At 64.7% G+C, this 23,253-nt stretch carries 19 protein-coding genes and 1 pseudogene; 3 read left to right on the forward strand and 17 right to left on the reverse strand.

Translation table 11 applies throughout. The features are described 5' to 3' along the window. Positions 1 to 2: 2 nt before the first annotated feature. Genes F9288_RS05995 through F9288_RS06005 form a run of 3 tightly spaced genes read left to right on the forward strand, consistent with a single transcriptional unit; the run spans position 3 to position 4,211 of the window. The gene (locus F9288_RS05995) at positions 3 to 911 is read left to right on the forward strand and encodes an HlyD family secretion protein (protein ID WP_174835794.1); all 909 of its coding nucleotides are present in this window, start codon (positions 3 to 5) and stop codon (positions 909 to 911) included. Continuing rightward, entirely contained in the window at positions 908 to 2,347 is a 1,440-nt protein-coding gene (locus tag F9288_RS06000) for an efflux transporter outer membrane subunit (protein ID WP_174835795.1), read from the forward strand. Before F9288_RS05995 ends, F9288_RS06000 begins: the two co-directional genes overlap by 4 nt. Before the next feature lie 13 nt (positions 2,348 to 2,360). Continuing rightward, entirely contained in the window at positions 2,361 to 4,211 is a 1,851-nt protein-coding gene (locus tag F9288_RS06005) for an FUSC family protein (protein WP_174835796.1), read from the forward strand. Between the two features lie 276 nt (positions 4,212 to 4,487). Here F9288_RS06005 and F9288_RS06010 read toward each other — a convergent pair. The 17 genes and pseudogenes from F9288_RS06010 to F9288_RS06090 form a co-directional block, all read right to left on the reverse strand. Beyond that, a pseudogene (locus tag F9288_RS06010) lies at positions 4,488 to 4,718 on the reverse strand (transposase domain-containing protein); the annotation flags it as partial. Between the two features lie 49 nt (positions 4,719 to 4,767). Beyond that, a complete protein-coding gene (locus F9288_RS06015) occupies positions 4,768 to 5,931 on the reverse strand; it encodes an acyl-CoA dehydrogenase family protein (protein ID WP_174835797.1) in 1,164 nt (387 codons plus the stop codon). Between the two features lie 193 nt (positions 5,932 to 6,124). Then, on the reverse strand, positions 6,125 to 7,378 hold the full coding sequence (locus tag F9288_RS06020; protein WP_174838898.1) for an acetyl-CoA hydrolase/transferase family protein: 1,254 nt from the start codon (positions 7,376 to 7,378) through the stop codon (positions 6,125 to 6,127). Between the two features lie 20 nt (positions 7,379 to 7,398). Continuing rightward, the gene (locus F9288_RS06025) at positions 7,399 to 8,592 is read right to left on the reverse strand and encodes an acetyl-CoA C-acetyltransferase (protein WP_174838899.1); all 1,194 of its coding nucleotides are present in this window, start codon (positions 8,590 to 8,592) and stop codon (positions 7,399 to 7,401) included. A gap of 103 nt (positions 8,593 to 8,695) precedes the next feature. Then, positions 8,696 to 9,610: an SDR family NAD(P)-dependent oxidoreductase gene (locus tag F9288_RS06030; RefSeq protein WP_174835798.1), complete on the reverse strand. Its 915-nt coding sequence runs from the start codon at positions 9,608 to 9,610 to the stop codon at positions 8,696 to 8,698. Positions 9,611 to 9,627: 17 nt separating this feature from the next. Further along, a complete protein-coding gene (locus F9288_RS06035) occupies positions 9,628 to 10,791 on the reverse strand; it encodes an acyl-CoA dehydrogenase family protein (protein WP_174835799.1) in 1,164 nt (387 codons plus the stop codon). 3 nt (positions 10,792 to 10,794) lie between these two features. Continuing rightward, positions 10,795 to 11,847: an acyl-CoA dehydrogenase family protein gene (locus F9288_RS06040; RefSeq protein ID WP_174835800.1), complete on the reverse strand. Its 1,053-nt coding sequence runs from the start codon at positions 11,845 to 11,847 to the stop codon at positions 10,795 to 10,797. Next, positions 11,844 to 12,731, reverse strand: coding sequence for a MaoC family dehydratase (locus F9288_RS06045; RefSeq protein ID WP_217482589.1), 888 nt, complete (start codon positions 12,729 to 12,731; stop codon positions 11,844 to 11,846). Before F9288_RS06045 ends, F9288_RS06040 begins: the two co-directional genes overlap by 4 nt. Further along, entirely contained in the window at positions 12,721 to 13,578 is an 858-nt protein-coding gene (locus F9288_RS06050) for a MaoC family dehydratase N-terminal domain-containing protein (protein WP_174835801.1), read from the reverse strand. Before F9288_RS06050 ends, F9288_RS06045 begins: the two co-directional genes overlap by 11 nt. Continuing rightward, a complete protein-coding gene (locus F9288_RS06055) occupies positions 13,578 to 14,480 on the reverse strand; it encodes a CoA ester lyase (RefSeq protein ID WP_174835802.1) in 903 nt (300 codons plus the stop codon). The genes F9288_RS06050 and F9288_RS06055 overlap by 1 nt, the downstream gene beginning before the upstream one ends. Then, the gene (locus F9288_RS06060; protein WP_174835803.1) at positions 14,480 to 16,597 is read right to left on the reverse strand and encodes an acetate--CoA ligase family protein; all 2,118 of its coding nucleotides are present in this window, start codon (positions 16,595 to 16,597) and stop codon (positions 14,480 to 14,482) included. Before F9288_RS06060 ends, F9288_RS06055 begins: the two co-directional genes overlap by 1 nt. A 7-nt stretch (positions 16,598 to 16,604) precedes the next feature. Beyond that, complete coding sequence (locus F9288_RS06065) at positions 16,605 to 16,997, reverse strand: nucleic acid-binding protein (protein ID WP_174835804.1); 393 nt, start codon at positions 16,995 to 16,997, stop codon at positions 16,605 to 16,607. Between the two features lie 34 nt (positions 16,998 to 17,031). After that, a complete protein-coding gene (locus F9288_RS06070; protein ID WP_254621093.1) occupies positions 17,032 to 18,474 on the reverse strand; it encodes an NAD-dependent succinate-semialdehyde dehydrogenase in 1,443 nt (480 codons plus the stop codon). Then, entirely contained in the window at positions 18,471 to 19,565 is a 1,095-nt protein-coding gene (locus F9288_RS06075; RefSeq protein ID WP_174835805.1) for an alcohol dehydrogenase, read from the reverse strand. Before F9288_RS06075 ends, F9288_RS06070 begins: the two co-directional genes overlap by 4 nt. Positions 19,566 to 19,706: 141 nt before the next feature. After that, complete coding sequence (locus F9288_RS06080; RefSeq protein ID WP_174835806.1) at positions 19,707 to 20,594, reverse strand: transporter; 888 nt, start codon at positions 20,592 to 20,594, stop codon at positions 19,707 to 19,709. Between the two features lie 102 nt (positions 20,595 to 20,696). After that, positions 20,697 to 21,449, reverse strand: a complete 753-nt coding sequence (locus F9288_RS06085; protein ID WP_174835807.1) for an SDR family NAD(P)-dependent oxidoreductase — start codon at positions 21,447 to 21,449, stop codon at positions 20,697 to 20,699. Positions 21,450 to 21,533: 84 nt separating this feature from the next. Beyond that, positions 21,534 to 23,150 carry an NAD(P)/FAD-dependent oxidoreductase gene (locus tag F9288_RS06090; protein WP_174835808.1) on the reverse strand — a complete coding sequence of 539 codons (1,617 nt, stop codon included), beginning with the start codon at positions 23,148 to 23,150 and terminating at the stop codon, positions 21,534 to 21,536. Positions 23,151 to 23,253 lie beyond the last annotated feature (103 nt).

Raw genomic sequence — 23,253 nt, forward strand, 5'->3', positions numbered from 1 at the left:
CCATGCACCTGACTCGACAACGCATATTACAGGCACTGAAGGTTCTGCTGACGGTCGCGGTCGCCTGCCTTGGCGTCCTTGTCCTGTGGCACCTCTACAATTACTACACCTATGCGCCGCAGACGCGTGACGGCAAGATCCGCGCCGACGTGGTGCCGCTGGCGGCCGATGTCTCGGGCCGGGTGACCGCGATCTTCGTGCACGACAACGAGGTGGTACGCAAAGATCAAGTACTGTTCCAGGTGGATCGCGAACGGCTGGCGAACGCATTGGCGCGGGCGGATGCGGCGGTGGGCACGGCGAAGGCGAACATGACCGCCGCAGAGCGTGAGGATCGGCGCTATCGCAGCCTTGCCGGCGTGGTGTCGGGGCAGGATATCGATATACGCCGTTCCGCAGCGGAAGAAGCGAAGGCCGCTTATGCCCAGGCACTCGCCGACCGCGATCTCGCGCGCATTAATCTCGAACGCGCCGACGTGAAGGCGCCGGTCAACGGCACGATCACCAACTTTTCGCTGCGCCCCGGCGTCTACGCCACCGCTAGCCAGCCCGTCATGGCCATCGTCGATTCGGACAGCTATTACATCGCTGGCTATTTCGAGGAGACCAAGCTGTCGCACATCCGCGACGGATCGCGCGTGACGGTCTGGGTGATGGGGGAGGAGCGGCCGCTCAAGGGTCATGTCCAGGGGCTGGCCGCCGGGATCGACGATCGTGAGCGCACGACCGCTTCCGGTACGTTGCTCGCCAACGTCAACCCGACCTTTAGCTGGGTCCGCCTCGCCCAGCGCATCCCCGTCCGTATCGCAATCGACAGCGTTCCGGCAGGCCTGACACTGATTTCCGGACGGACCGTCACCGTTACGCTGGATGGCGCCGACAAGGCGCTCGATCCGAGGCGCAAGCCATGATCCGCCGGGTTCCCCGGCGCGGCTGTTTCACCGTCGCCCTCGCAGCGATCCTCGCGGGCTGCACGATCGCGGGCCCCACCTATGTCCCGCCCGAGCCGCTGGCGGGGATCGCCGACCGGCCGAACAGCGCGTTCGAGGCTTCGTCATCCCCGGCATTGGCGGATGTCCCGATGCCGTCGCACTGGTGGCGGCTCTATAACGATCCGAGGCTCGATGCGCTCGTCGAACAGGCGCTGGCGGCCAACACCGATTTGCGCGCGGCCGCCGCCAATCTGGAACGCGCCCACGCGGTGGTGCGCGAGGTCCGTGCCGCGGCGGGCGCTCAGGCTACGGTCGAGGGCGGCCCCAGCGTCGGCCAGACCACGTCATTGGGCGTCGCTCCTTCCGCTGGCATCCATGCCCAGATCGACGCGGGGGTCGGCATCTCCTACCAGGTCGATGTGGTGGGGCGCATCCGCCGTGCGATCGAAGCCGCGAACGCCGGCGCCGAGGCGCAGGCCGCCGCGCTCGATCTCGCCCGCACCACCGTCGCCGCGGGCGTCGTAGGTGCCTATACCAATGCCTGTGCGGCGGGCGCTCAGATCGACGTGGCACAGCAATCGCTGAACCTGCAAAGACGCAGCCTCGCCCTTACCGAGCGCGGCGTGCGCGGCGGGGTGTTCGCGCCACTCGACGCGGTACGGTCGCGTACGCTGGCCGCGCAGCTAGCGGCGACGCTGCCTCCCCTTGAGGCCAACCGCCGTGTCGCGCTCTATCAGCTCGCGGTGCTCACCGGAAAGGCGCCGACCGACTATCCGGCCGAACTGGCAACCTGCACGGCGATGCCGCACATCGACCGGCCGTTGCCGATCGGCGACGGTGCCGCGCTGATCCGGCGGCGGCCCGACATCCGGCAGGCGGAACGCCAGCTTGCTGCGGCCACTGCGACGATCGGGGTCGAAACGGCCGATCTCTACCCTAGCATCTCGATCGGGGCATCGGCGGGAACGACCTCACGGCGCGTCAGCGGGCTGCTCAGCAGTTCGGCGCTGCGCTTCAACGTCGGTCCGCTGATCAGTTGGACCTTTCCCAATCGCGGCGTTGCCCGCGCCCGCATCGCGCAGGCCAACGCGGAGGCCAAGGCGGCGCTGGCCGGGTTCGACGGCACCGTGCTGACCGCGCTGCGTGAGGCGGAGAGCGCGCTCACGGTGTATGTGCGCGACCTCGAGGAAAATGCGCAACTGCGCGTGGCGCGTGACCAGAGCCGGAAGGCGGCGGGCATCCAGCGCCGTCTTTCGCGCGGCGGCACGGTCTCTGGGCTGGAGGCGCTCGACGTCGAACGGACGCTGGCCACGGCCGAAAGTGCGTTGGCGGCGTCCGACGCGAAACTGGCATCGGATCGTGTCGCCATATTCCTCGCGCTGGGTGGTGGCTGGGAGCCGGATTCCCAGCCATGACGGCGCGGCTCGCATGAAGCTGCCGCTCGGCCTCCCGGCGCTGATTTTCTCGATCAAGAGCTTCGCGGCTGCCGTGCTGGCGCTGTGGATTGCCTTTCATATCGGCCTGCCCAACCCCTATTGGGCGCTTGTCACTGTCTATGTTGTGGCCCAGCCGCGCGTTGGTGCGGTTCTTTCCAAATCGGTTTATCGTATTGTCGGCACGATGACCGGCGCGATCGTCTCGGTCGCGCTGGTACCGCCGCTGGTCGATGCGCCTGAAATCCTGTCGTTGGCGATCGCGCTGTGGCTCGGGCTGTGCGTATTCGCATCCGGAATCGAGCGATCGTCGCGCTCCTATATGTTCGCGCTGGCGGGATACAGCACGTGCATCATCGTCTTTGCCAGCGTTCAGAATCCAGGAGCGATCTTCGACACTGCCGTCGCCCGGTTCGAGGAAATAACGCTCGGTATCCTTTGCAGCAGTATGATCCATGCGACGGTGCTCCCTGGCTCGGCGCGCGAACTGATGCTGTCCAAACTGGATGCCACGATGCAGACGGCGGCGCGATGGTCGGCCGATGCGCTGGTCATCCCTGGCGATCGTCAGCTAGATCGCGACCGGTGCCGGCTCGCTTCCGACGTCAACGAGATTCACGAACTTCTCGTCCACTCCGGTTTTGAGGGCGCCGGCATGCCGTTGCGCAAGGATGTGGTGCGCGCGCTGCTGGCGCAGGTGGAGCGGACATTGCCATTGTCTGCCGGAGTGGATGACCGGCTGAGCGAACTCGCGCGGCTGGGCGGCGCATCGCACGGCGTCGTGCCGCTGGTGTCCGACATCGAGCAATGGCTCCGTCAGATTGCCGATGGCGCCCCACATACGCCGGGCCTAGCAAGCGCCGCAGACGCGCTCCGGCGGCGCTGCCGCGAAGCCGAACCCGCGGTCGTTCCCGGCATGGGCTGGCGCGAGCGGCTGGAACTGAGCCTGCTAGCGCGGCTTGCTGATCTGATCCAGGTCAACGGCAACGCACTGCTCTTGCGCAAGGCGATGCGCGGCGATCGGCAGAGGGACAGCGAACGCAGGCGAATCCGCGTTCTTGTCGCTGGCGCGCAGCGCAGCGTCGAGCGCGACGTCGCCGGGGCGGCAGGGGCGGCGATCGCCACGACGGCGACACTGTACCTCATCTGCCTGCTGTGGATCGCTTCAGGCTGGGAAGGCGGCGTCAACGGCGTGATGCTGGCGGGGGTCTATTTCTCCATTTACGCGAACAACAGCGATCCCAGCCTTTTGTTGCGGAACAAGTTCATCGGGGTCGCGCTGCGGCTGCTGCTCGGCGCGGCCTATGTGCTGATCGTGCTGCCGGCGATCGACGGACTTCCGCTGTTCGTCCTCGCGCTGGCGCCGGTGCTGATCCTGTGCGGCGCGCTGCAGACGGTGCCGCGCTACGCCCCTCTGTCGTTCAATTTCATCATCGGCACCTTGAGTCCCAATATCATTTCAGAACGGTTCGAGCCCGCCTTCGCCGATTATCTGAACGGTGGCCTGTCGACGCTGACCGGCATCTATCTGGCGCTGGTCGCGATGAACCTCACCCAGTCGCTCTGGACCAGCGGCGCGGTCGCCCGCACGCTGAAGGCCGGGCAGCACGACATCGCGCGGGGCCGTTTCGGTGCGGGCAGCGCCGCCGCTTGGCGCAGCCGGATGCTGCACCGGATCGCGCTGACCACGCCCCGCCTGGCCCGCGACGAATCGGACGGTACCGGCACCACGCGGGATGTGCTGCGCGACATGATGGCCGGCCTTTCGCTCGCGCAGCTCGCCGGATTGCACGCGAGGCTGGAGCCGGGGGGGCAGCGGAGACCAGAGGCATTCTTTCTTCCGTGAAGAATTATTTCGACCATCTCGCCCGTGGTCGATCGCTCAAGCCCTCGGAGGCCCTCCTGAGAATGATAGATCGGGAGTTAGACACCGTCGCTGTGGCGGATCCTCCCACACTTCGCCGAGACGCCGCATTGGCGCTGCTAAGCCTTCGCCGGAACCTTTTCCCGGATGCTCATCAGCCTGATGGCGAAGGATGTGTGACTTCCTGCTGAATCCCAAATATGGGGTATCAAGTGCCAACCTACCGGGCAAGCCGTAAGCATACCCGAGTACCGCGGCCTAGCTCAGACAGGCGGCGAGCGCGAGCTGGGCGGCCTTCCAATTCCATGGGAGCAGTTCGTCGAGGCGGCTGACGGGATGGTCGGCGATGCGGGCGAGGACATCAGCGAGCCATGCCTGCGGATCGACGTCGTTGAGGCGACAGGTCTGGATCAGCGAATAGGCGACCGCCGCCCGCTGGCCACCGCGATCCGATCCACAAAACAGCCACGATTTGCGCCCGAAAGGCATCTTGCCCTTAAATTTCCTCACGCTTGCGGTCCTTCACGTCTTGGCCGGCTCAAAAGGATCGCGGCATCCCAAGGACATGCTGGCCGATATAGCTCAGGATCATGTTCGTCGAGATCGGCGCCACCTGGTAGAGGCGGGTTTCGCGGAACTTGCGCTCGACATCGTATTCCTCGGCAAAGCCGAAGCCGCCATGGAACTGGATGCAGGCATTCGCGGCTTCCCAGCTTGCCTTCGCCGCAAGATACTTCGACATGTTGGCCTCGGCGCCGCAGGGCTCGTTCGCGTCATACAGGTCGCAGGCGCGGAACCGCATCAGGTTGGCAGCCTCGGTCTCGATGTAGCATTCGGCGATCGGGAACTGCACACCCTGATTCTGGCCGATGGGGCGACCGAAGACGACCCGCTCTTTCGCATAAGTGGTGGCGCGATCAATGAACCAGTAGGCGTCACCTATACACTCAGCCGCAATCAGCACCCGTTCGGCATTCAGCCCCGAGAGCAGGTGCTTGAAGCCCTGCCCCTCGGTGCCGACGAGGTTCTCGGCGGGAATTTCAAGGTTGTCGAAGAACAGCTCGTTGGTTTCGTGGTTCACCATGTTGGCAATCGGCTTGACCGTCAGCCCGTTCTTCTGCGCCTCCTTGATGTCAACCATGAAGATCGACATCCCCTGTGACGGTGTCTGACACTGCTCGACCGGCGTCGTGCGGGCCAGCAGGATCATCAGGTCGGAATGTTGCACCCGGCTGATCCAGACCTTCTGACCATTAACGATGTACCGGTCGCCGCGCTTTGTAGCCGTGGTCTTGATCTTCGTCGTGTCGGTGCCGGTCGTGGGTTCGGTGACGGCCATCGACTGCAGGCGCAGCTGGCCCGCAGCGATGGGCAGCAGATACCTTTCCTTCTGTGCCGCCGAGCCGTGCTTGATCAGTGTGTTGATGACATACATCTGCCCGTGGCACGCACCCGAGTTGCCGCCCGAGCGGTTGATTTCCTCCATGATGACCGACGCTTCGGCAAGGCCAAGGCCCGAGCCGCCATGGTCCACCGGAATAAGCGCGGCAAGCCAGCCTGCGCGGATCAGCGCATTCACGAAGTCTTCGGGATAGGCCTTGGCCTGATCGACCTTGCGGTGATACTCGCTGGGGAATTGCGCGCAAAGGGCGCGGATGCCATCGCGGATATCCTGATGGCGGTCGGTGGTCTTTGGCGACATTTCTGTGGTTTTCCTTGCCGTTTTGAGACCTTTTCGCAGCGAGCATCTCAGACGCGCGGACGATCTGTGTTTTCGTGCGGAAGCGCGCGACGTGATGGCTGACACCCTTCGCCGGTCTCCCATCCCTGCGCGGGACCGAACTTTGCCCAATGCAGGGGACTGCGATTTTCCGATCCGGCGCTTGCCTGGCGCGTCATGACACCAGATCCTTTTCACGCACCGCGCGCGCAAGTGTCTCGCGCTGGTCCGGGTGGGCAATAGCGATCATCCTTGCGGCGCGTTCGGCAAGGCTTGCACCCCGCAGATCCGCGATGCCGTACTCGGTTACGATGATGCAGGGATCGCTGCGCGCCACGGTGACCGGTCCGTTCAGCCGCGGAACGATCCGGCCAAGGGTCCCTGCCATCGAGGGAAGGGCAACAATGGGAAGCCCCCGAGGGGAAGCGCCCGCTGCTCGCAGGAAATCGTTAATGCCGCCAACGCCCCCGACGTAGGTGCCAGCAGTCTCTGAGTTGACTTGCCCGGTCAGGTCCACCTCGAGCGCGGAGTTGATCGCGACCAGCCCCTCGATCCGACGAAGGCCGTCGCGGCCATGCGTATAGTCCGTCCCATGCAGTTGCAGGACCGGGTTGCAATGGGCAAACCGGCGCAGCGCGGCCCCGCCTATAATGATGCCGCCGATCGAGATGCCGCGATCAACGGACTTGCGGGTGTTGGTAATGACGCCGGCCTCGATCAGTCGCAGCGCGCCGTTGCCGATAGAGCCGGAGTGCAGGCCCAACTCGCGATGCCCGGCCAACTGCCCGAGGACCGCATCAGGGATTGCACCAATACCGGTCTGCAATGTCGCCCCGTCTGTGACCAGAGAGGCGACATTGCGGCCGATCGCCTGTTCGATCGGTCCGATTTCCGCGGCCGGCAGGTCGGGCAGGTCGCTTTCGGATTCGACCAGCAGCGCGAAGTCTCCGGCGGTCAGATAGGGCCCGCCAAAGGTCCAAGGCACATCGGGATGGACCTCTCCGATGATGACCCGCGCTGTGGAAACCGCCGCGACTAGATATTCACGGGCCTGACCCAAGCTGTAGCGACCGTGCACGTCCGGGGGCGAGACCTGCAACATAAGCACGTCGGTCCGCAGCCCGCCGCCCCTTATCAGCTTCGGAAGCTGCGAGTAATGCGCCGGCAGGATATCAAGGACCCCAGCCTTGGCCAGCCGGCGGTTCGTGCCTGATCCGCAATAGGACAGCAATCCGATGCTGTCGGCGTGTTCGGGGCCAAGCTGTCCCCCCGAGCCGATGCCAAGAAAGACGCGGATGCCCCCGAAACGGGCGCGCTGCTCGATGACCTTGGCGATCAGGCTTCGCGGTTCGGCAACCGACTGGCCCCACATCAGGCGGTCGCCCGGTCGGATCACACGGCTCAGGTCAAGATCCTGCGTTTTGAGCATCAAAGGTTACCGCCTTTTGCTCAGGCGCGTTCGAATATTGCGGCCATGCCCTGCCCGCCTCCGACGCACATGGTTTCAAGCCCGTAGCGGATGCGCCGACGCTGCATTTCGTGGACCAGCGTCGCCATGATTCGCACGCCGGTCGCTCCAATCGGATGGCCAAGCGCGATGCCCGAGCCGTTAACGTTCAGCCTGTCGCGCTCGTCCCAGTCCATGCCCTTCAGGCAGGCCAGCACCTGGGCAGCAAAGGCTTCGTTGATCTCGACAAGCCCCATGTCTGACATTTTCAGCCCGGTCTTGCGCAGGACCTTGGCCGTCGCGGGAACCGGGCCGATGCCCATGCGCGAGGGGTCGCACCCCACGGCGGACCATCCGGCAAGGAAGGCCACGGGGGTCAGGCCAAGCGCAGCGAGTCTGTCTTCGGACACCACGAGGCAGGCGGCGGCGGCATCGTTCTGCTGCGCCGCGTTGCCGGCTGTGACGATCCCGCCCTTTTGCAGGACCTTGAGCTTTGCGAGCGACTCCGGCGTCGTTTCGCGTATCCCCTCGTCGCGGTCGAAGACCAAGGCCTCGGCGTTGCGCTGCGGGACAGTGACGGGCACAACCTCGTCGGCGAAGCATCCGCCGGCCCAGGCCGCCGCAGCCCGGCGATGGCTTTCGGCGGCATAGGCATCGGATTCCTCGCGGGTGATGCCATAGTCGAGGGCCAGATTCTCGGCGGTCTCGACCATGCCCGAGATGTAGCCGAAGCGATGCTCGGGCTGCGAACGCTCGCGCCCGCGGTCCAGCCGGTCATAAAGGTGGGTGGTGCCGGCGCGCCGACCCCACCGCATGTCGGTGGTGTAGTATTCGATGTTGGACATCGACTCGACCCCGCCGGCCAGCACGACATCGCAGGCGCCCGTCTGCACCATCATCGCCGCGGTCGCCAAGGCCTGAAGCCCGCCGCCACACCTGCGGTCGGTCTGAAGGCCGGGAATCTCGATCGGCAGACCCGCCTCCAGCGCGATCCAGCGGCCGACGCAGGGGGTTTCGGAATTGGCGTAGGATTGGGCAAAGACCATGTCCTCGATCAGCGCGGGATCAATGCCGGTCCGATCCACGATGGCCCGCGTGACGGTGCTGCCCAGCACTTCCACCGGAACGGAGCGCAAGGCCCCACCGAACTTGCCGACGGGTGTGCGGACGGGGCAGACAATTGCGGCGCGGCGCATGGCTTTCTCCAATATCCTCTCGCATCACGGGCACGAAGCCGCGGTGATGCCGTATGCGGTGACGACGCCGAGACCGGATGATCGCCTCGGCCTTGCTGATTCTTCAGCAGGGATCCCAGCTGAAGACGTCCTGACTGCGGTCCAGCGGATAGAACGACGGGCTCATTGCCGGAATCGCGTGATCCCGGATCGTCTCCGGTGTCCAGTCGTCAGCAGTATGAACCGAACGGAGCGGGCGGCTCTGTCCCATTAGGAATATCTCGTTGCGGCGGGTCGCGAAGATCTGGCCCGTCACATGGCTTGCGTCATCCGACCCGAGGAACACCGCCAGCGGCGCGTTCTTTTCCGGTGTCATTTTCTTCAGGTTCTCGACCCTGGCGATCTGGTCGGGTGTCTCGGCCGGGATGTTCGAGGTCATGCGCCCCCAGGCGAAGGGAGCGATACAGTTGGAACGGACGTTGTAGCGCTTCATATCCATCGCGATCGACTTCGACAGGGCCGCCACGCCCAGCTTGGCGGCCGAGTAGTTCGCCTGCCCCAGATTGCCGATCAGCCCCGAGGTCGAGACCATGTGGACGAACGAACCCGCCTCCTGCTCGCGGAACAGTTCGGCCGCGGCACGGCTGACGAAGAACGATCCGTTCAGATGCACGTTGATGACGGCCAGCCATTGTTCTGGCGTCATCTTGTGGAACATCGCATCGCGCAGGATGCCGGCGTTGTTCACCACGATGTCGAGCCGGCCGAAACTGTCCTTCGCTTGCCTGACCATGCCCTGCGCGGCCTCCCAGTCCGAGACGGACCCGGTGTTGATAACTGCCCGCCCGCTGAAAGCCTCGATCTCCGCCTTGACCGCCTCGGCCGGCGTGGCCGATCCGCCTTCGCCCGACAGCGAGACGCCGACATCGTTGATCATCACCGCCGCGCCCGCGCGCGCCATCGCTATCGCGATGGCACGGCCGATGCCGCCGCCCGCCCCGGTGACAAGCGCGACCTTGCCGTTCAGTATCTCAGTCATGGTTTCCGACCTTCCTTTCAGCCGAGGTCCAGCACGGCCTTGGCGAGAATGTTCTTCTGGACTTGTGTGGTGCCGCCATAGATCGAGACCGCGCGGGAGTTCAGGAACTGGGTCTGGACGGCAAGATCGCTCGATCCGTTCGGCGACTTGAGCAGCGCGCCATCCTCGGCCACTAGCTCCAGCCCATATTGCGTTATGCGCTGGTAGAGGTCCGAGAGGTTCAGCTTGAGGAAGCTGACCTCCGGCCCCAGGCGTCCGCCGCGCTTCAGCGTGTCGGCCACACTGGAGAACAGCGCCTCGTGATCCTCCAGTTCCATCCGGAACTGGGTGTAGGCCGCGACAAAGCCTTCGTCCCCAGTAAGCCCGTAGTGGACGCCCAGTCGGCGCAGCTTCACCAGCGCGGCAGCCGCTAGCCTCGGGCTGCCAAGGAATATCCGCTCGAAGCCGAGCAGGTTCTTCGCCATCGTCCAGCCCTGGTTGACTTCGCCGACGATGTTGTCCTGTGGCACCCGGACATCGTCGAAGAAGACTTCCGAGAATTCCGTGTCTAGCTCGAGATTGATGATCGGCCGGACAGTCACGCCGGGCGTGTTTAGCGGGATCAGCAGGAAGCTGATGCCCTCCTGCTTCTTGCGGGTCTTGTCGGTGCGCACCAAGCAGAAGATCCAGCTGGCATCGGTGGCAAGGGTCGTCCAGGTTTTCTGGCCGTTCACCACCCATTCGCCGCCGTCGAGCACGGCCTCGGTGCGCAGGCTCGCAAGGTCTGATCCGGCGTTCGGTTCGGAATAGCCCTGGCACCAGATATGCTCGCCCGAAAGAATCTTCGGCAGGAAATGCGCCTTCTGCGCCTCCGAGCCGTAGGTGATGAGCAACGGCCCCAGCAACATTATCCCGTGGTCGGGAGTGCGGGCGGCGCCGAACCTTTCGTATTCATCGACAATGACCAATTGCTTGGCCGGATCCAGCCCCATACCGCCATGCTGCCTGGGCCAGTTCGGCGCCAGCCAGCCTGCCGCCGACAGGATCATGTACCACGGCTTGACCTCAATCCACCGCAGCCGCTTGGGGGGGTGGCGCAGCTCGGGCGGGTGGTTTTCGGTCAGAAAGCGGCGGATGAGGCTGCGGAACGCGTCGTCGCTCAGGGCATTGTAGTCGGCCCGCTGGTAGGCTTCATAGGTCACGGTTCAGCACTCCTGCTCGATCGGCTTCAGTTGCCCGAAACGCGCGCGATGCTGGGCCGGGCCGCCGAAACGTGGCGCCTCGACCATCGCCTTGCGCAGAAACAGGCCGATGTCGTGTTCGTCGGTGAAGCCGATGCCGCCGTGAAGCTGGATGCAGTCGCGCGTCACCTTCCGCGCCGCAGCCGAGGCCCGCGCTTTGGCGCGCGAGATCGCGGCATGGGCGGCGGAGCTGGCGCCTTGGGTGTCCCATTGCAGTGCGGCCTGGCCGATGCTGGCCCGGCTGAGCTGAATCTCCAGCCGCGCGTCCACGGCCATGTGCTGCAACACCTGGAACTGGTCGAGGGTTTTGCCGAATTGCACCCGCTGCCTGAGGTAGGCCAGCGTGATCTCCAGCGCGCCATCCATCAGGCCCAGAAGGTAAGCGGCGGTTGCCAGCGTCGCCTCGGCCAGGGCCGGTCGCGGATCGACCGCCAGCGCCTGGCAAGGGGCACCATCAAACCGGACGTCGGCGACATGCCCGCCGTCCTGGGTCTGGTGCACCGTCACCTCGACGCCCGGCGCATCCGCGGCGACCAGCGCGCCCCTCGACGCGCCGACGACAAGAAAGTCATCTGCGCCAGCGGCCAGCGGAACGTGGATCCTATGCGCGAAGAGCCGTCCGTCGCGGATATCCAGCGAACGCGCGGGCTCCAGGGCATCACGCCCATCCATCCAAGCCGGCAGCACTAGCCTCTCGCCCGCGATATGCTGCTCATGCCTGACGCCGTCGAACAGACCGGAGGCAAGGATCGCCGGAATCAGCGGCTCGGGCAGGAGCGCGCGCCCGGCCTCCTCGGCAAGCGCAGCATATGCCAGAAGGCTAAGGCCTGCGCCGCCCCGTTCTTCGGGAAGGCGCAGTGCGAGCCAGCCTAGAGAACACATCTCCGCCCAGACCGACCGGTCGAAGCCGGGCAAGGTGAAGCGCAACTTGCGGATTCGGCCAAGATCCTGACGGGCGATGCCGCGCGCGCTGTCGCGGATCATTTCTATCGAGGAGAGAACGTCGTCGGGTATCATGCTGGGCTCCGGATTCGTTGCTGTGGGGAGCAGTCGAGCCGGGCGAAGCCGCGGTCGACCACCACGACATCGCGCTCGACCACCCGGGCACGGAAGCTGCCGTCGCTCCATATTTCGGTGCGGATGGTTTCCCCGGGATAGGCCGGTTTCGAGAACCGCAGGCTCACGCCCCGCATGCTCTCGGCCGAATAGTCGCCGAGCGCGCGCAGCAACGCATGGCAGAGAACACCCATCGTGCAGAGCCCATGCAGGATGGGCCGTTCGAACCCCACCTGTCGCGCCAGGTCGGGGTCGCTGTGCAAGGGGTTCAGATCACCGTTCAGGCGGTAGAACAGCGCCTGTTCGGGACTAGTTGCAAGATCAACCACATGATCCGGCTGTCCTTCCGGTATCGGCCAGACCGGGTCGGAGATCGCGACCCCGACCGTGCCGCCAAAGCCGCCGCCGCCGCGTACGAAGGTGGTGCGGTTCAGCCGCGCGAAGGGGTTTCCAGCCGCGTCCCTGAGTTCGGTATCGGACAGGATCAGCGCAGGCCCGCCCGCGCCCTTGTCCACGACACCGGTGATGCGGGTCCGGCTGACGACCTCCCCCGCGGCGGGAAGCGGGGCGATCAGGGCAAATTCCTGTTCCACATGCAGCACCGCCTTCGGGTCCACGCCGGATTCTGGATCGGCGAGATAGAAGCCGGGGTGTGCCATGACCAGCACCATTGCTGGCATGACTACCGGTCCGCGAAGCGGATCAACAAAGGGCAACTGGCGCGCATCGCAGGGATCGTGGCCCATGCCGATCGATAGGGCGTAAAAGGCGATGTCACGCGGGTTCAGCACCTGCCGGGCTGAAGGCGGCGAAAACTGCATCAGCCGGTCGATGTCAATCGGCACGGCACACCTCGCCCGTTGCCTTTGCCGCCATGGCGAGATAGCCGCCCGGCCCCTCGGCCCACAGGTCGAATCCCTCGCCGCCGAGCCGACCGCAGAGCACGACCGTGTCGCCGCAGAACAGCGGTGCCTGCCCGCGGAAGCTGAAGCTCCGCACCGTCCGGCCCGTCTGCTTCCGGTAGGCTTCGAGCAGAAGCGTCGCCGTCAGCGGCCCTTGCACCACGAGGCCCGGATAGCCCTCGACCTTCGTCGCGTAGGGCAGATCATAGTGGATGCGATGAGCGTTGAAGGTGACCGCCGACCAGCGGAACAAGTGCGTCGGATCGGTCGTGAAGGCCTCGCGCCAGTCCGCGTCCCGCAAGGGGGCGGGCGCAGCGGCAGAGCGCGGCGTCACCCCCGCTTCACGATAGACGATATCCTGCTCCTCCTCGACCGCCGGTCCCCCGACGTTCGAGAGGGTATGGCGGATCGTCACGAAGACCAACGCGCCCTGCGCTCCAAATTTTTCGGATACCGAAAGGATCTCGGATTTGCGCGTCACGGTTTCCCCGATGCGCAGGGCGTGATGAAAGGTCAGCCGTCCGCCCGCCCACATCCGGCGCGGCAGCGGCACCGGGGGCAGGAAGCCGCCACGCCGCGCATGGCCATCGTCGCCAAGTTCGGAATGCGGAGCGTGAGGCGCGAAGTAGAGCCAGTGCCAGAGCGGCGGCAGCGGCTGGCCCTCTGCGGGGTGATGCCCGCGATCAAGCGTCGCGGCAAGCTGCATGGCCTGGAGAAGCGATAGCCCATCGGTCGCGGTTTCCGTCCGCCCGATCCACTGCCTGAGATGGTCAATGTCGATTTCGGTCATTATGCTTTCGGGTCCGCTGCGGCCATGCCGAGATATCGGTGCGCCAGTTTCAGATGGGCCCGGTCCACCATGCTCCCATCCACCACCGCGACGCCGGTGGTCGACGCGTCAAGCGCACCGATCGTGGTCCGCGCCCAGGCGAGCCTTTCGGGGTCGGGCCGGAAGGCCGCGTGAACCGGCGCGATCTGGTCGGGATGAATACAGAGCTTTCCTGCGAACCCCAGGGCCGCAGCCTGCCCTGCCTCGGCAACAAGGTGATCGGGCCGTCCCGGATCGGGAAAGGGCGTGTCGATGGCCATGACCCCGGCGGCTGAGGCCGCGATTACCACCCGGTGACGCGCGTACACAAGCAGCGGGTTCATCCCGTCCCCACGGCGGGCATCGACCCCCAGATCGGCAGCCAGATCCTCGGCGGCAAAGCACAGCGCGGCAAGCCGCGGCGTCACCCCGGCATAGGCCATGTCGGCCAGCGCGCCCGCCGTCTCGGTGATCAGCGGCAGGACCGCCGTGCCCTGATGCGGCAGTCCGAAGACCACTTCCAGCGCGTCAAGCCGGTCTGACAGTCGGCGAAGGGCTCGGGGTCCGTCGCACTTTGGCAGCATGATCGCATCGGGGGGCGCTGGCAGGATCGCCGCAAGGTCGGGCAGATGCCAGCCGGTGTCATCGGCGTTCACCCGGACAACCACCGGCACCGCGCGGTCTGCGGCCAAGACCTGCGCGACCAGCGCCCGGGCTTCGGACTTGGCGTCGGGATGCACGGAATCCTCGAGATCAAGGATCACGGCATCGGCGCCCGCCGCCAGAGCCTTGTGGATACGCCTTTCGTGATTGCCCGCGCAAAACAGCAAGCTGCGCAGGGGGGCACCGCTTGTCGCCAAGAGATCAGGGAGGGCACCGACCATCAGTGGCCTCCCGCAGTTGCCGCGCCGGCGATTTCCAAAACCGCGTCAAGTGCGAAGGCACCCTGACCCTGCGGCATCGCCAGCACCGGATTGAGATCAACGGACCGTAGACCAGGCCCGGCGGCTATGGCGAACCGTGACAGCCGCGACAGCATCGCCGCGAGGGCGACGACATCGGCGGGCGGCCGGCTCCGCGCGCCTTTCAGGATGGCCGCGGCCCGGATCGACAGGATCATCTCGCGCGCCGCCGCCTCGTCGAAAGGGCACTGGCGCACCGCGACATCTTTCAGGATCTCGACGAAGATGCCCCCCAGCCCGAAGACCGCGACCGGCCCGAAGGTCGGATCACGGCTGATGCCCATAAAGCATTCTACGCCTCCGGTCATCTGCCGGGCGACAAGAACGCCGGTGACGCGGGCATCGGGCGCTTCTTCCGCCACGGAGGCCATGATGGCGGCAAAGGCGCTCTGGACGCCATCGGGGTCGCGAATGTCCAGCTTGACGCCGCCGATATCGGATTTGTGCAAGATGTCGGGCGACAGCACCTTCATCACCACTGGATAACCGATCTGACCGGCGGCACGGATCGCTTCTTCCGCCGTCGTGGCCGTGCTCTCGGACGCGGTCACGATCCCCGCACCAATGAGAAGACGCTTGGCCTCCGCTTCGTCCGGCGTCCGGTCGGGTAGCGCCGGAGTCTGCAGGGGCAAGGGCGGCACCGGCGGCGGTAAGGCGAACGCGGCGTCAAGTCCGGACACGGCATGAAGGGCCCTAACCGCACGGCTCGGGTCCGTGAAGACCAGGAATCCGGCCTTCTCGTAGTCGTGCATGACCTCGTTCGAGCCGACGGCACAGATCACGATCAGCCGGTCGGGAAAATCCCTTCGCAGCGGCGCCATTGATTTCAGGATGGTAGGCGCGAGGCTTGGGCTGCCCGCGACATAGGTCATGAAACAGATGACCGCACCATAGGCACCCTTCTCAAGTGCAGCGCGCGTGAACCGTTCGAACAAGTCGGGCTGGTTCAGCGCCTGTGCCGTGCAGTCCAACGGGTTTGTCGGGGTCGAGATCGGCATCAGCGCCTTCAACTCGGTCTGCGCGGCGGCAGGCATCGGCGGCATAGCGAACCCGATAGCCTCGGCCTCGTCCGACGCGACAATGCCCGCACCGCCGGATACGGTGACGAAACCGAGCGTCGCCGACCGGGGCTGGATACGCTGATGGGCGACATAGGCTACGTCCATCAACTGTTCGCTGTCGCGCACCAGGATTGCGCCATGTGCCCGTAGGACCGTGTCGGCGACCAGCGCATCGCCGGTGAGCGAGGCGGTGTGCGACGCCGCAGCATGCGCGCCGATGGCGCTGCGCCCGGCTTTGAATACGATCACCGGCTTGCGTGCGACACGCGCGGCGTCAAGGCCCTCCAACAGCGAGCGCGGCGCGTTAATGCCTTCGAGATAGGCGCAGATCACGTCGATCTCGTCGCACTGCGCCATCCATCCTATGGCCTCGCCCACGGTGATGTCGGCCTCGTTGCCGGTCGCGATCAGCACCGATGCGCCCAGACCACGGTCGCGCGCGATCACTGCAAGATGGGCGCCGAAGGCCCCTGATTGGCTGGCGATGCCGATATTGCCAGGCAGGGGCAGGCCATTTTCGAGCGACGACGAAAAGGTGCCGAAATAGCGGTGGTTCGCGTTGAAAGCGCCCAGGGTATTCGGCCCGAGAATCCGCATCCCATAGCCGCGGGCGATTGTGAGGATCCGCTCCTGCTCCTGCCGACCGGCCTCGCCGGCCTCGGCGAAACCCGACGAGAACAGGGTGGCAGTCTTGCAGCCGCGCCGCCCCAGATCCTCGACGACGCCCGCGACATCTCTGGCTGCAACCGCGATCAGCGCGGCATCCGGGGTTTCGGGCAGCGCCGAGACCGAAGGATAGCAGGGCAGGCCCTGGATGGTGTCGCGCGTCGGGTTGACCGGCAGGATCCGGCCCTGGAACCCGGCGGCGAGCATGGTCGCAATCGGCCGCCCGCCGATCCGCGCGGGATCCGACGAGGCTCCGATCACGGCAACAGAGCGCGGGGCAAGCAGGTTGGAGATTGCAGAAAAGTCCATCATTTAGCCTTCAAAGAGTGTCTTGCCATCCGAGGAATGCGGTCGCTGGGGCCAAGAAATGCCCCGCCATTGATGTTGGTGGGCAGCGCGCCGCCCCAGGCCCCTCAAGCCGCGCCAGCGCAGTGGCGCCGATCCGCGCGCTTTCGACGCCCGGCGCGCATGACTTCATCCGCGGGCCTTCCTCCTGCGTGACCGGCACCACCTTTTCTGTCATCCTCCGCCGGCGCGCGACGGTGGGCACGTAGATGGTTCCCGGGCCCGAAGCCTCGACCCACTCGAGATCACAGGCGCCAAAATGATCGGCGAGTCGGGGCCAGAACACATAGTCTCCGGTTAGACACGCACGCTGAATCACCAACAACCCTTGGGCCAGCAACACCTCGTAGGCGGCTTTGAGGGCCATTTGGCTCTCTGCTGAAGGCGGCGCGACAGGCATCTCAAATTGCCGCCTGAGTGACTAGTTTAGAAATCAGATACGAGTCGATGGCTTCCGATCCGCCCTCGCTTCCGAAGCCGGAATCCTTGACCCCGCCAAGCGGCAATTCTGGCAATCCCAGCAGGGTGTGGTTGATGGCGAGCATGCCAACTTCCAGTTCGGTCTGGAGCCGCTGCGAATTGCGGATTGAAGAGGTGAATGCATAGGCGGCAAGACCGTAGGGAAGACGGTTCGCCTCGGTTATCGCCTCGTCGATCGTGTCGAAGGGCGACAGGATCGCAACCGGTCCGAAGGGCTCGTCGTTCTGGATGCGCGACGAGAGGCTGACCCCGGTAAGGATCGTGGGGGCATGAAAGAATCCCGGCTGCGGCGTCGCTTCGCCCGAAGCGAGGATATGCGCCCCCTCCTGGATCGCCTCCTCGATCATCCCCGAAACCGCCTTCAGCCTGCGTTCGCTGACAAGCGGACCCATCGAGGTTCCGGGCTTCAAGCCCGACCCGACCCGGACTTTCCCGACATGTTCGGCCAGCGCCGCCGCGAAACGCTCGTAGATGCCCTTCTGGACCAGAACCCGCGTCGGAGAGATGCAGACTTGCCCAGCATTGCGGACCTTGAAGCCCGCAACGGCTGCGGCCGCAGTCTCGACGTTCGCGTCGTCACAGACGATCACCGGATTGTGGCCGCCCAGTTCCATCGTGATGCGCTTCATGTGCTTGCCGGCCAGGGCCGCAAGCTGCTTGCCCACCGGAACCGATCCGGTGAAAGACACTTTTCGGATCACCGGATGCGGAATGAGGTAGTCCGCGATTTGCGCCGGTTCGCCGAAGACGATGTTGAGGACACCTGCGGGAAGCCCCGCATCCAGCAGCGCCCGCGCAAGTGCGGCGGGCGAGGCGGGCGTATCCTCGGGCGGCTTGGCGATGACGGTGCAGCCGACCGACAGCGCCGGCCCCAGCTTTCGCACCAGTTGCGACATCGGGAAGTTCCACGGCGTGAAGGCGGCGACCGGGCCCACGGGCTGTTTCAGCACCATCTGGGTCACGTTCGGCGTCCGTGCCGGGATCACCTGGCCATAGGCCCGCCGGCCTTCACCGGCAAACCAGTCGAGCAGGTCGGCCGACGACATCACCTCGGCCCGCGCTTCGATCAGGGGCTTGCCCATTTCGGTGGTGATGAGTTCCGCAAGCTGGTCGGCACGCTCGCGCAGAAGAACGCCCGCGCGGCGCAGGATGCCGCTTCGCGCATAGGCCCCCGCGTCGCGCCAGGGGGCAAAGGCAGTGCCGGCGGACTGTATCGCCTCTTCGAGGTCGGCAGGTTCGGCCATGGCATAGTGGCCGATCACCGAGGCCGTTGCCGGGTCGTAGACGGCAGAGCGGCGCTTCATCGCTCCGTCCCTCCAGCTTCCGTTGATCAGAAGCTGTGTGTCAGGGTAGATCACGCTCATCGGACCCTCTGATCTGCTGCTTCGGGCAGGTAATCGCCGACGCCGGTCAAGACCGCCCGACCGATGATCTTGCCCTCGGCCAAGCGGTTGAGGACGGCCTCCGCCTCGTCCAGCTGGTAGCGTGTCGTGGGAATGGGGCTGATCTCACCCTTGCGGGCAAGCTCCATCAGCTGCGCGAACTCTCCGGGCGAGCCGGCGTAGCTGCCGCGGATCGTGATGGATTTCAGCGCGATCAGCGGCAGGGACCAGGGGGCGCCGCCACCGAATAGGCCGACAACGACATAGGTTCCGCCCTTGCTCACGGCGTTGAACCCGAGCTCGGCCGTCGTTTCGGCACCGACGAAGTCGATCACGGCGAGGGGTGCCCCGCCGGCGGCGGCATGGATCTCCGCCACCACGTCCGGCGCGCTGGGGTCGATCGCCGCGCAGGCGCCCGCCGCAAGGGCTGCTTCGCGCTTGACGGGATCGAGATCCACGAAGACCGGCGCCTGTGCACCCATTGCCCGCAAGAGCTGCGCGCACATCAGGCCCAAGCCGCCCGCCCCGATGATCAGCGGCGCATGGTCCTTCAGCGTGTTCTCGACCTTCTTCAGCGCACCGAAGGCGGTAAGCCCTGAACATGCCAGCGGCGCGGCAGTTTCGGGCGGCATGTTGCCGATCTCAAAAAGATATTTAGGATGCGGCACCCGGATTTGCGTGGCATAGCCGCCATCTACATGGATGCCGAGGAATTTCGGGGTCCCGCACAATTGCTCGTTCCCGCCCTTGCAGACCGCACAGGTGCCGCAGCCGATCCAGGGGTAGACCACATAGGTCTTTCGGGTGTCGATGTTACCGGCATCGGGTCCCGTGGCAACGACCTTGCCCGCAGTTTCATGGCCCATCACGAGAGGCAGCGAGATTCCCCGCTTGGCGAACTCCAACTTGCGTCCGCGACCGAGGTCATAGCCGCCGTCGCGAATGTGCAAGTCGGTATGGCAGACGCCCGCAGCCGTCACCGACAGAACGACTTCGGTTCCCTGCGGGGCTAGATCCGGCCTGTCATCCGAACGGAGGGGCCGGCCGAATTCATGAACGCACTGACAATGCATGGATTTTCCTTCTGCTTGCTGCGGATCCCTGGGACGCTCCCTGATCGCGCCGTCATTCGTTTCGACCAGGACAGCATCACCACGTTGAAACCGGGCAGTGCCGTCCTGCCATCACGTTATCGAACCACTTCTCCGACCAGCCTAAAAGAACTTCGCAAGCCGAAGGGTTAATGTCGCATCGCGCTTGAAATTGTTTTTCGCCTCCACGTCGTGACCGACTTCTATCAGGAACTGGGTGGTCGGATTCAGCATCTGCGACCAGTCCGCCCGCACCGTGGTGGACGTCACGTCCGCACCCTTGACGCCTCCAATGGTTTCCGCCCCACCGCGGTTCGTTATGCCCCCGAATGAGAGCGTCGTCTTGTCGCTAGCCTGATAGTTCAGCCAGCCGAGCGCAGTATAGCTCGCATCCTTCCGGATGGTCGTCGCACCAGCGCCATCATGGTTGTCCCCGTAGATCGTAGTGCCGCCGACAAGATCGACCGACCACTTGGGGGCAATTTTGAAACGGAAGCCAGGTTGAATGGCTACGGACCATCGATTGGCGGCAAGGCCGGGCCTGGTAGCCGAATAGTCGCCGGTGGGAAGCGTCAGATAGGTGGCAATCCCGAAGTATCGGCCCTTCTTGGGATCGTTCAGTGGCCAGACTGTGCCGACAAGCGTCAAGTCTCCGGGTGTGAACTCCTTAGTGCCGATTTTTCGCCCGCCGAGCCTCATGTTGTGCAGCCCTCCGAAGGGTTGCAGCACGTTCACGTCAGCGCGCACGCCCGCCACGTCGAAATAATAGACGTAGCGCAGGAGGAGCACATTCGTGTCAAGGCTTGATGCAGGCACATCATTGCCTTTGGCATCCACGAAGTTGTCGGACGTGCTGCCAAGATAGTACACGAGTCCGAGTTGCGTTCCCGCTGGAGCGGTCACAAAATCGCCCGGTTGTGCGTCTTGGGCGTATGCGGCGGTGGTCGGCAATGCCGCGACCGACCCGACCGCCATGAGAACGCAACAGCGTATTTCCCTCGAGGTCTTCATGTTCTCTCTCCTCTCCTGAATTCTATTTTCTGTTATTGGCCAACGGCGGCGCGCTCCTGCGATGACGGTCGAATGCGTACGCCGCCGCCAGCGCTGCTGCCGTCAGTTGGCGGTGTAGCCACCGTCCACCAGGAGTTCCGCGCCATGCACGAAGGACGATTCGTCCGAGGCAAGGAACAGCACCGCTTTCGACACTTCGACCGGCAGGCACGGCCGGTCGAATAGGGTCGCCCCCATGATCGCCTTGCGGGTCGCGGCATCCCCGTGGAGCAGATCCTTGGTCATCGAGGTGTCGATGACGCCCGGATGGACCGAGTTCACGCGGATGCCGTACTGGATCAGATCGACGGCGCAGGATTTCGTCAGCAACCGCACCGCACCCTTCGACGCGATGTAGGCGCCCGCCGCCGGCGCCCCGACGATTCCGTAGATCGACGAGATGTTGACGATCGAGGCCTTGCGCCCCTTCATCAGGGGTACGCAGGCGCGGATGCCCAGCCAGACACCGCGCACGTTGACATTGAAGACGGAGTCCCATTCGTCGTTAGTGGTTTCATGCGCGGGCTTCAGGACGAGTATCCCGGCGTTGTTGACAAGGATGTCGAGGTGGCCCACTTTCTTGGTGATCGCCGCAATCACGCTGTTCCAGTCGCTTTCGCTGGTCACGTCATGCTGGATGAAGTCGGCTTTGCCACCCGCAGCGACGATGCCCTTAACCACCGCTTCGCCCGCCGCTGTTTCGCGGTCGGTTACGAAGACATGAGCGCCCTCTTTGGCGAGTTCCTCGGAATGGGTCCTGCCCATCCCCATCGCTCCACCGGTAACCAGCGCCACCTTTCCTTGTACGCGTCCCATATGCTTTCCCTCTCCGGCATTGAGTGAAGGCGGGGGCCGGGGGGCCGGTTCCCCCGACGGCCGATTTGGTTCGGGAGCCCAAGCTCAGTGATCGAAGTCGAGCGTGGCGTAGTCGGCGTCCACGACTTTCTGAAGCTCGGTCCGGTAGGCGCCGAGCCCTGCCAGATAGAAGCGCACCGCATTCTTCTTGCCCGGTATGTTTGCCCCGAAGATCCAGGATTGGGCTTTCGGGAACAGCGTCATGTCGGCGATGGTCTGACAGGTGTCGATCCAGCTGTCGCGCGCTTCCAGCTTCGGCTCGATGGTCTTGCGACCCTCAGCTTCCATCATTGCCACAGTGTCGGCGATCCATTCGACTTGCACCTCGATGCTGGGCACCAGGTTGGTGAACGGCCCGTTGGGGCCAAGGATCATGAACAGGTTGGGGAAATCGCATTCCATGATTCCCAAGTAGCCAAGCGGGCCATCCTTCCACAGCTGGTTCATCGTCACTCCACCCCTGCCGCGCATGTCGATCTTGGTGTAGTTGCCTTCCACCGCATCGAAACCCGTTGCAAAGACCACGATATCCAGTTCATGCTCCGCACCGCTGGCCAGCTTGATGCCCTTCGGGGTGAACTCGGCGATCGGATCCGCCTTCACATCCACCAGGTTGACGTTGTCGCGGTTGTAGACTTCGTAGTAGTCCATTCCGCAGAGCGGGCGCTTGGCATAGAGATCGGTCGGCATCAGCTTGCGCGCGGTTTCGGGGTCCTTCACGATCTGTGCGATCTTGCGCTTTATGAAGTTCGACGCCGCGTCGTTGGCCTCCTGGTTGGTGGCGATGTCGCAGAAGGTCTCGAACATGAAGCGGAAACCGCCGCCGCGCTGCCAGGCTTCCTCGAACACGCGCTCGCGCTCGGCCTCAGAGACCGAGATCGCGGGAACCGTGCTTTCGTGGAAGCCGAAAGCGACGGCCGAGGATCTGATCTGCTTCCAGATGTCGTCGTAGCGGGCCTTGTAGTCATTGATCTTCGCCTGATCCTCCGGCCAGTTGCCGATCGGCACGACATACTGAGCCGACCGCTGGAACACCGTCAGGTGGCTAGCAACCGGCGCCAGCGCGATGATGACCTGCACCCCGGTCGAGCCGGTGCCAACGACGCCGACGCGCTTGCCGCGGAGGTCGACGCCTTCCGGCCACGCCCCGGTGTGGTAGATATTGCCCTTGAACGTGTCGATGCCCTTGAACTGCGGGGTATTGGTGGCCGAAAGCAGCCCAAGCCCGGTAACAAGGTATTTCGCGGTGATCGTCTGGCCCTCGTCGGTCGTCACGCTCCACAGACTCGTCGCCTCGTCGAAGCGCGTGGCCGTGACGCTGGTGTTGAACTGATAGCTGCGTCGGATATCGTAACGGTCGGCAAAATCGTTAAAATAGCTGATGATTTCGGGCTGCGTCAGATAGCGCGATTTCCACTGGCCCTGCTGGAGCAGATCCTTGTCGAAGGAAAAACGGTAGCAGAAGCTTTCGGTATCCGAGAGCGCGCCGGGATAGCGGTTCCAGAACCAAGTTCCGCCGACATCCCCGCCGTTGTCGTAAGCCTGCACCGACAGGCCAAGCTCATCGCGGAGCTTGTGGACAGCGTACAGTCCCCCAAAACCCGCGCCGATAACCACGGCGTCGACATCAGCGCCCTTGGTCTTGCTGACATTCATGTTCATGTTCTTTTCCCTTGAGGGGACGCGGCACCAGGCTGCGTCACCGCAGGCAACAGGTGCGCGTCCGAAATGTTAGATGCAGTCGGCGCTGATGGCCGTCAGGCAC

This window comes from Sphingomonas sp. CL5.1 (assembly GCF_013344685.1).
GTDB lineage: Bacteria > Pseudomonadota > Alphaproteobacteria > Sphingomonadales > Sphingomonadaceae > Sphingomonas.

Coding starts and splice junctions, on each gene's coding strand:
- F9288_RS05995 (WP_174835794.1), top strand. CDS start 3: ATGCACCTGACTCGACAACGCATATTACAGGCACTGAAGGTTCTGCTG.
- F9288_RS06000 (WP_174835795.1), top strand. CDS start 908: ATGATCCGCCGGGTTCCCCGGCGCGGCTGTTTCACCGTCGCCCTCGCA.
- F9288_RS06005 (WP_174835796.1), top strand. CDS start 2,361: ATGAAGCTGCCGCTCGGCCTCCCGGCGCTGATTTTCTCGATCAAGAGC.
- F9288_RS06015 (WP_174835797.1), bottom strand. CDS start 5,931: ATGTCGCCAAAGACCACCGACCGCCATCAGGATATCCGCGATGGCATC.
- F9288_RS06020 (WP_174838898.1), bottom strand. CDS start 7,378: ATGCTCAAAACGCAGGATCTTGACCTGAGCCGTGTGATCCGACCGGGC.
- F9288_RS06025 (WP_174838899.1), bottom strand. CDS start 8,592: ATGCGCCGCGCCGCAATTGTCTGCCCCGTCCGCACACCCGTCGGCAAG.
- F9288_RS06030 (WP_174835798.1), bottom strand. CDS start 9,610: ATGACTGAGATACTGAACGGCAAGGTCGCGCTTGTCACCGGGGCGGGC.
- F9288_RS06040 (WP_174835800.1), bottom strand. CDS start 11,847: ATGATACCCGACGACGTTCTCTCCTCGATAGAAATGATCCGCGACAGC.
- F9288_RS06050 (WP_174835801.1), bottom strand. CDS start 13,578: ATGACCGAAATCGACATTGACCATCTCAGGCAGTGGATCGGGCGGACG.
- F9288_RS06055 (WP_174835802.1), bottom strand. CDS start 14,480: ATGGTCGGTGCCCTCCCTGATCTCTTGGCGACAAGCGGTGCCCCCCTG.
- F9288_RS06060 (WP_174835803.1), bottom strand. CDS start 16,597: ATGATGGACTTTTCTGCAATCTCCAACCTGCTTGCCCCGCGCTCTGTT.
- F9288_RS06065 (WP_174835804.1), bottom strand. CDS start 16,997: ATGGCCCTCAAAGCCGCCTACGAGGTGTTGCTGGCCCAAGGGTTGTTG.
- F9288_RS06070 (WP_254621093.1), bottom strand. CDS start 18,474: ATGAGCGTGATCTACCCTGACACACAGCTTCTGATCAACGGAAGCTGG.
- F9288_RS06075 (WP_174835805.1), bottom strand. CDS start 19,565: ATGCATTGTCAGTGCGTTCATGAATTCGGCCGGCCCCTCCGTTCGGAT.
- F9288_RS06080 (WP_174835806.1), bottom strand. CDS start 20,594: ATGAAGACCTCGAGGGAAATACGCTGTTGCGTTCTCATGGCGGTCGGG.
- F9288_RS06085 (WP_174835807.1), bottom strand. CDS start 21,449: ATGGGACGCGTACAAGGAAAGGTGGCGCTGGTTACCGGTGGAGCGATG.
- F9288_RS06090 (WP_174835808.1), bottom strand. CDS start 23,150: ATGAACATGAATGTCAGCAAGACCAAGGGCGCTGATGTCGACGCCGTG.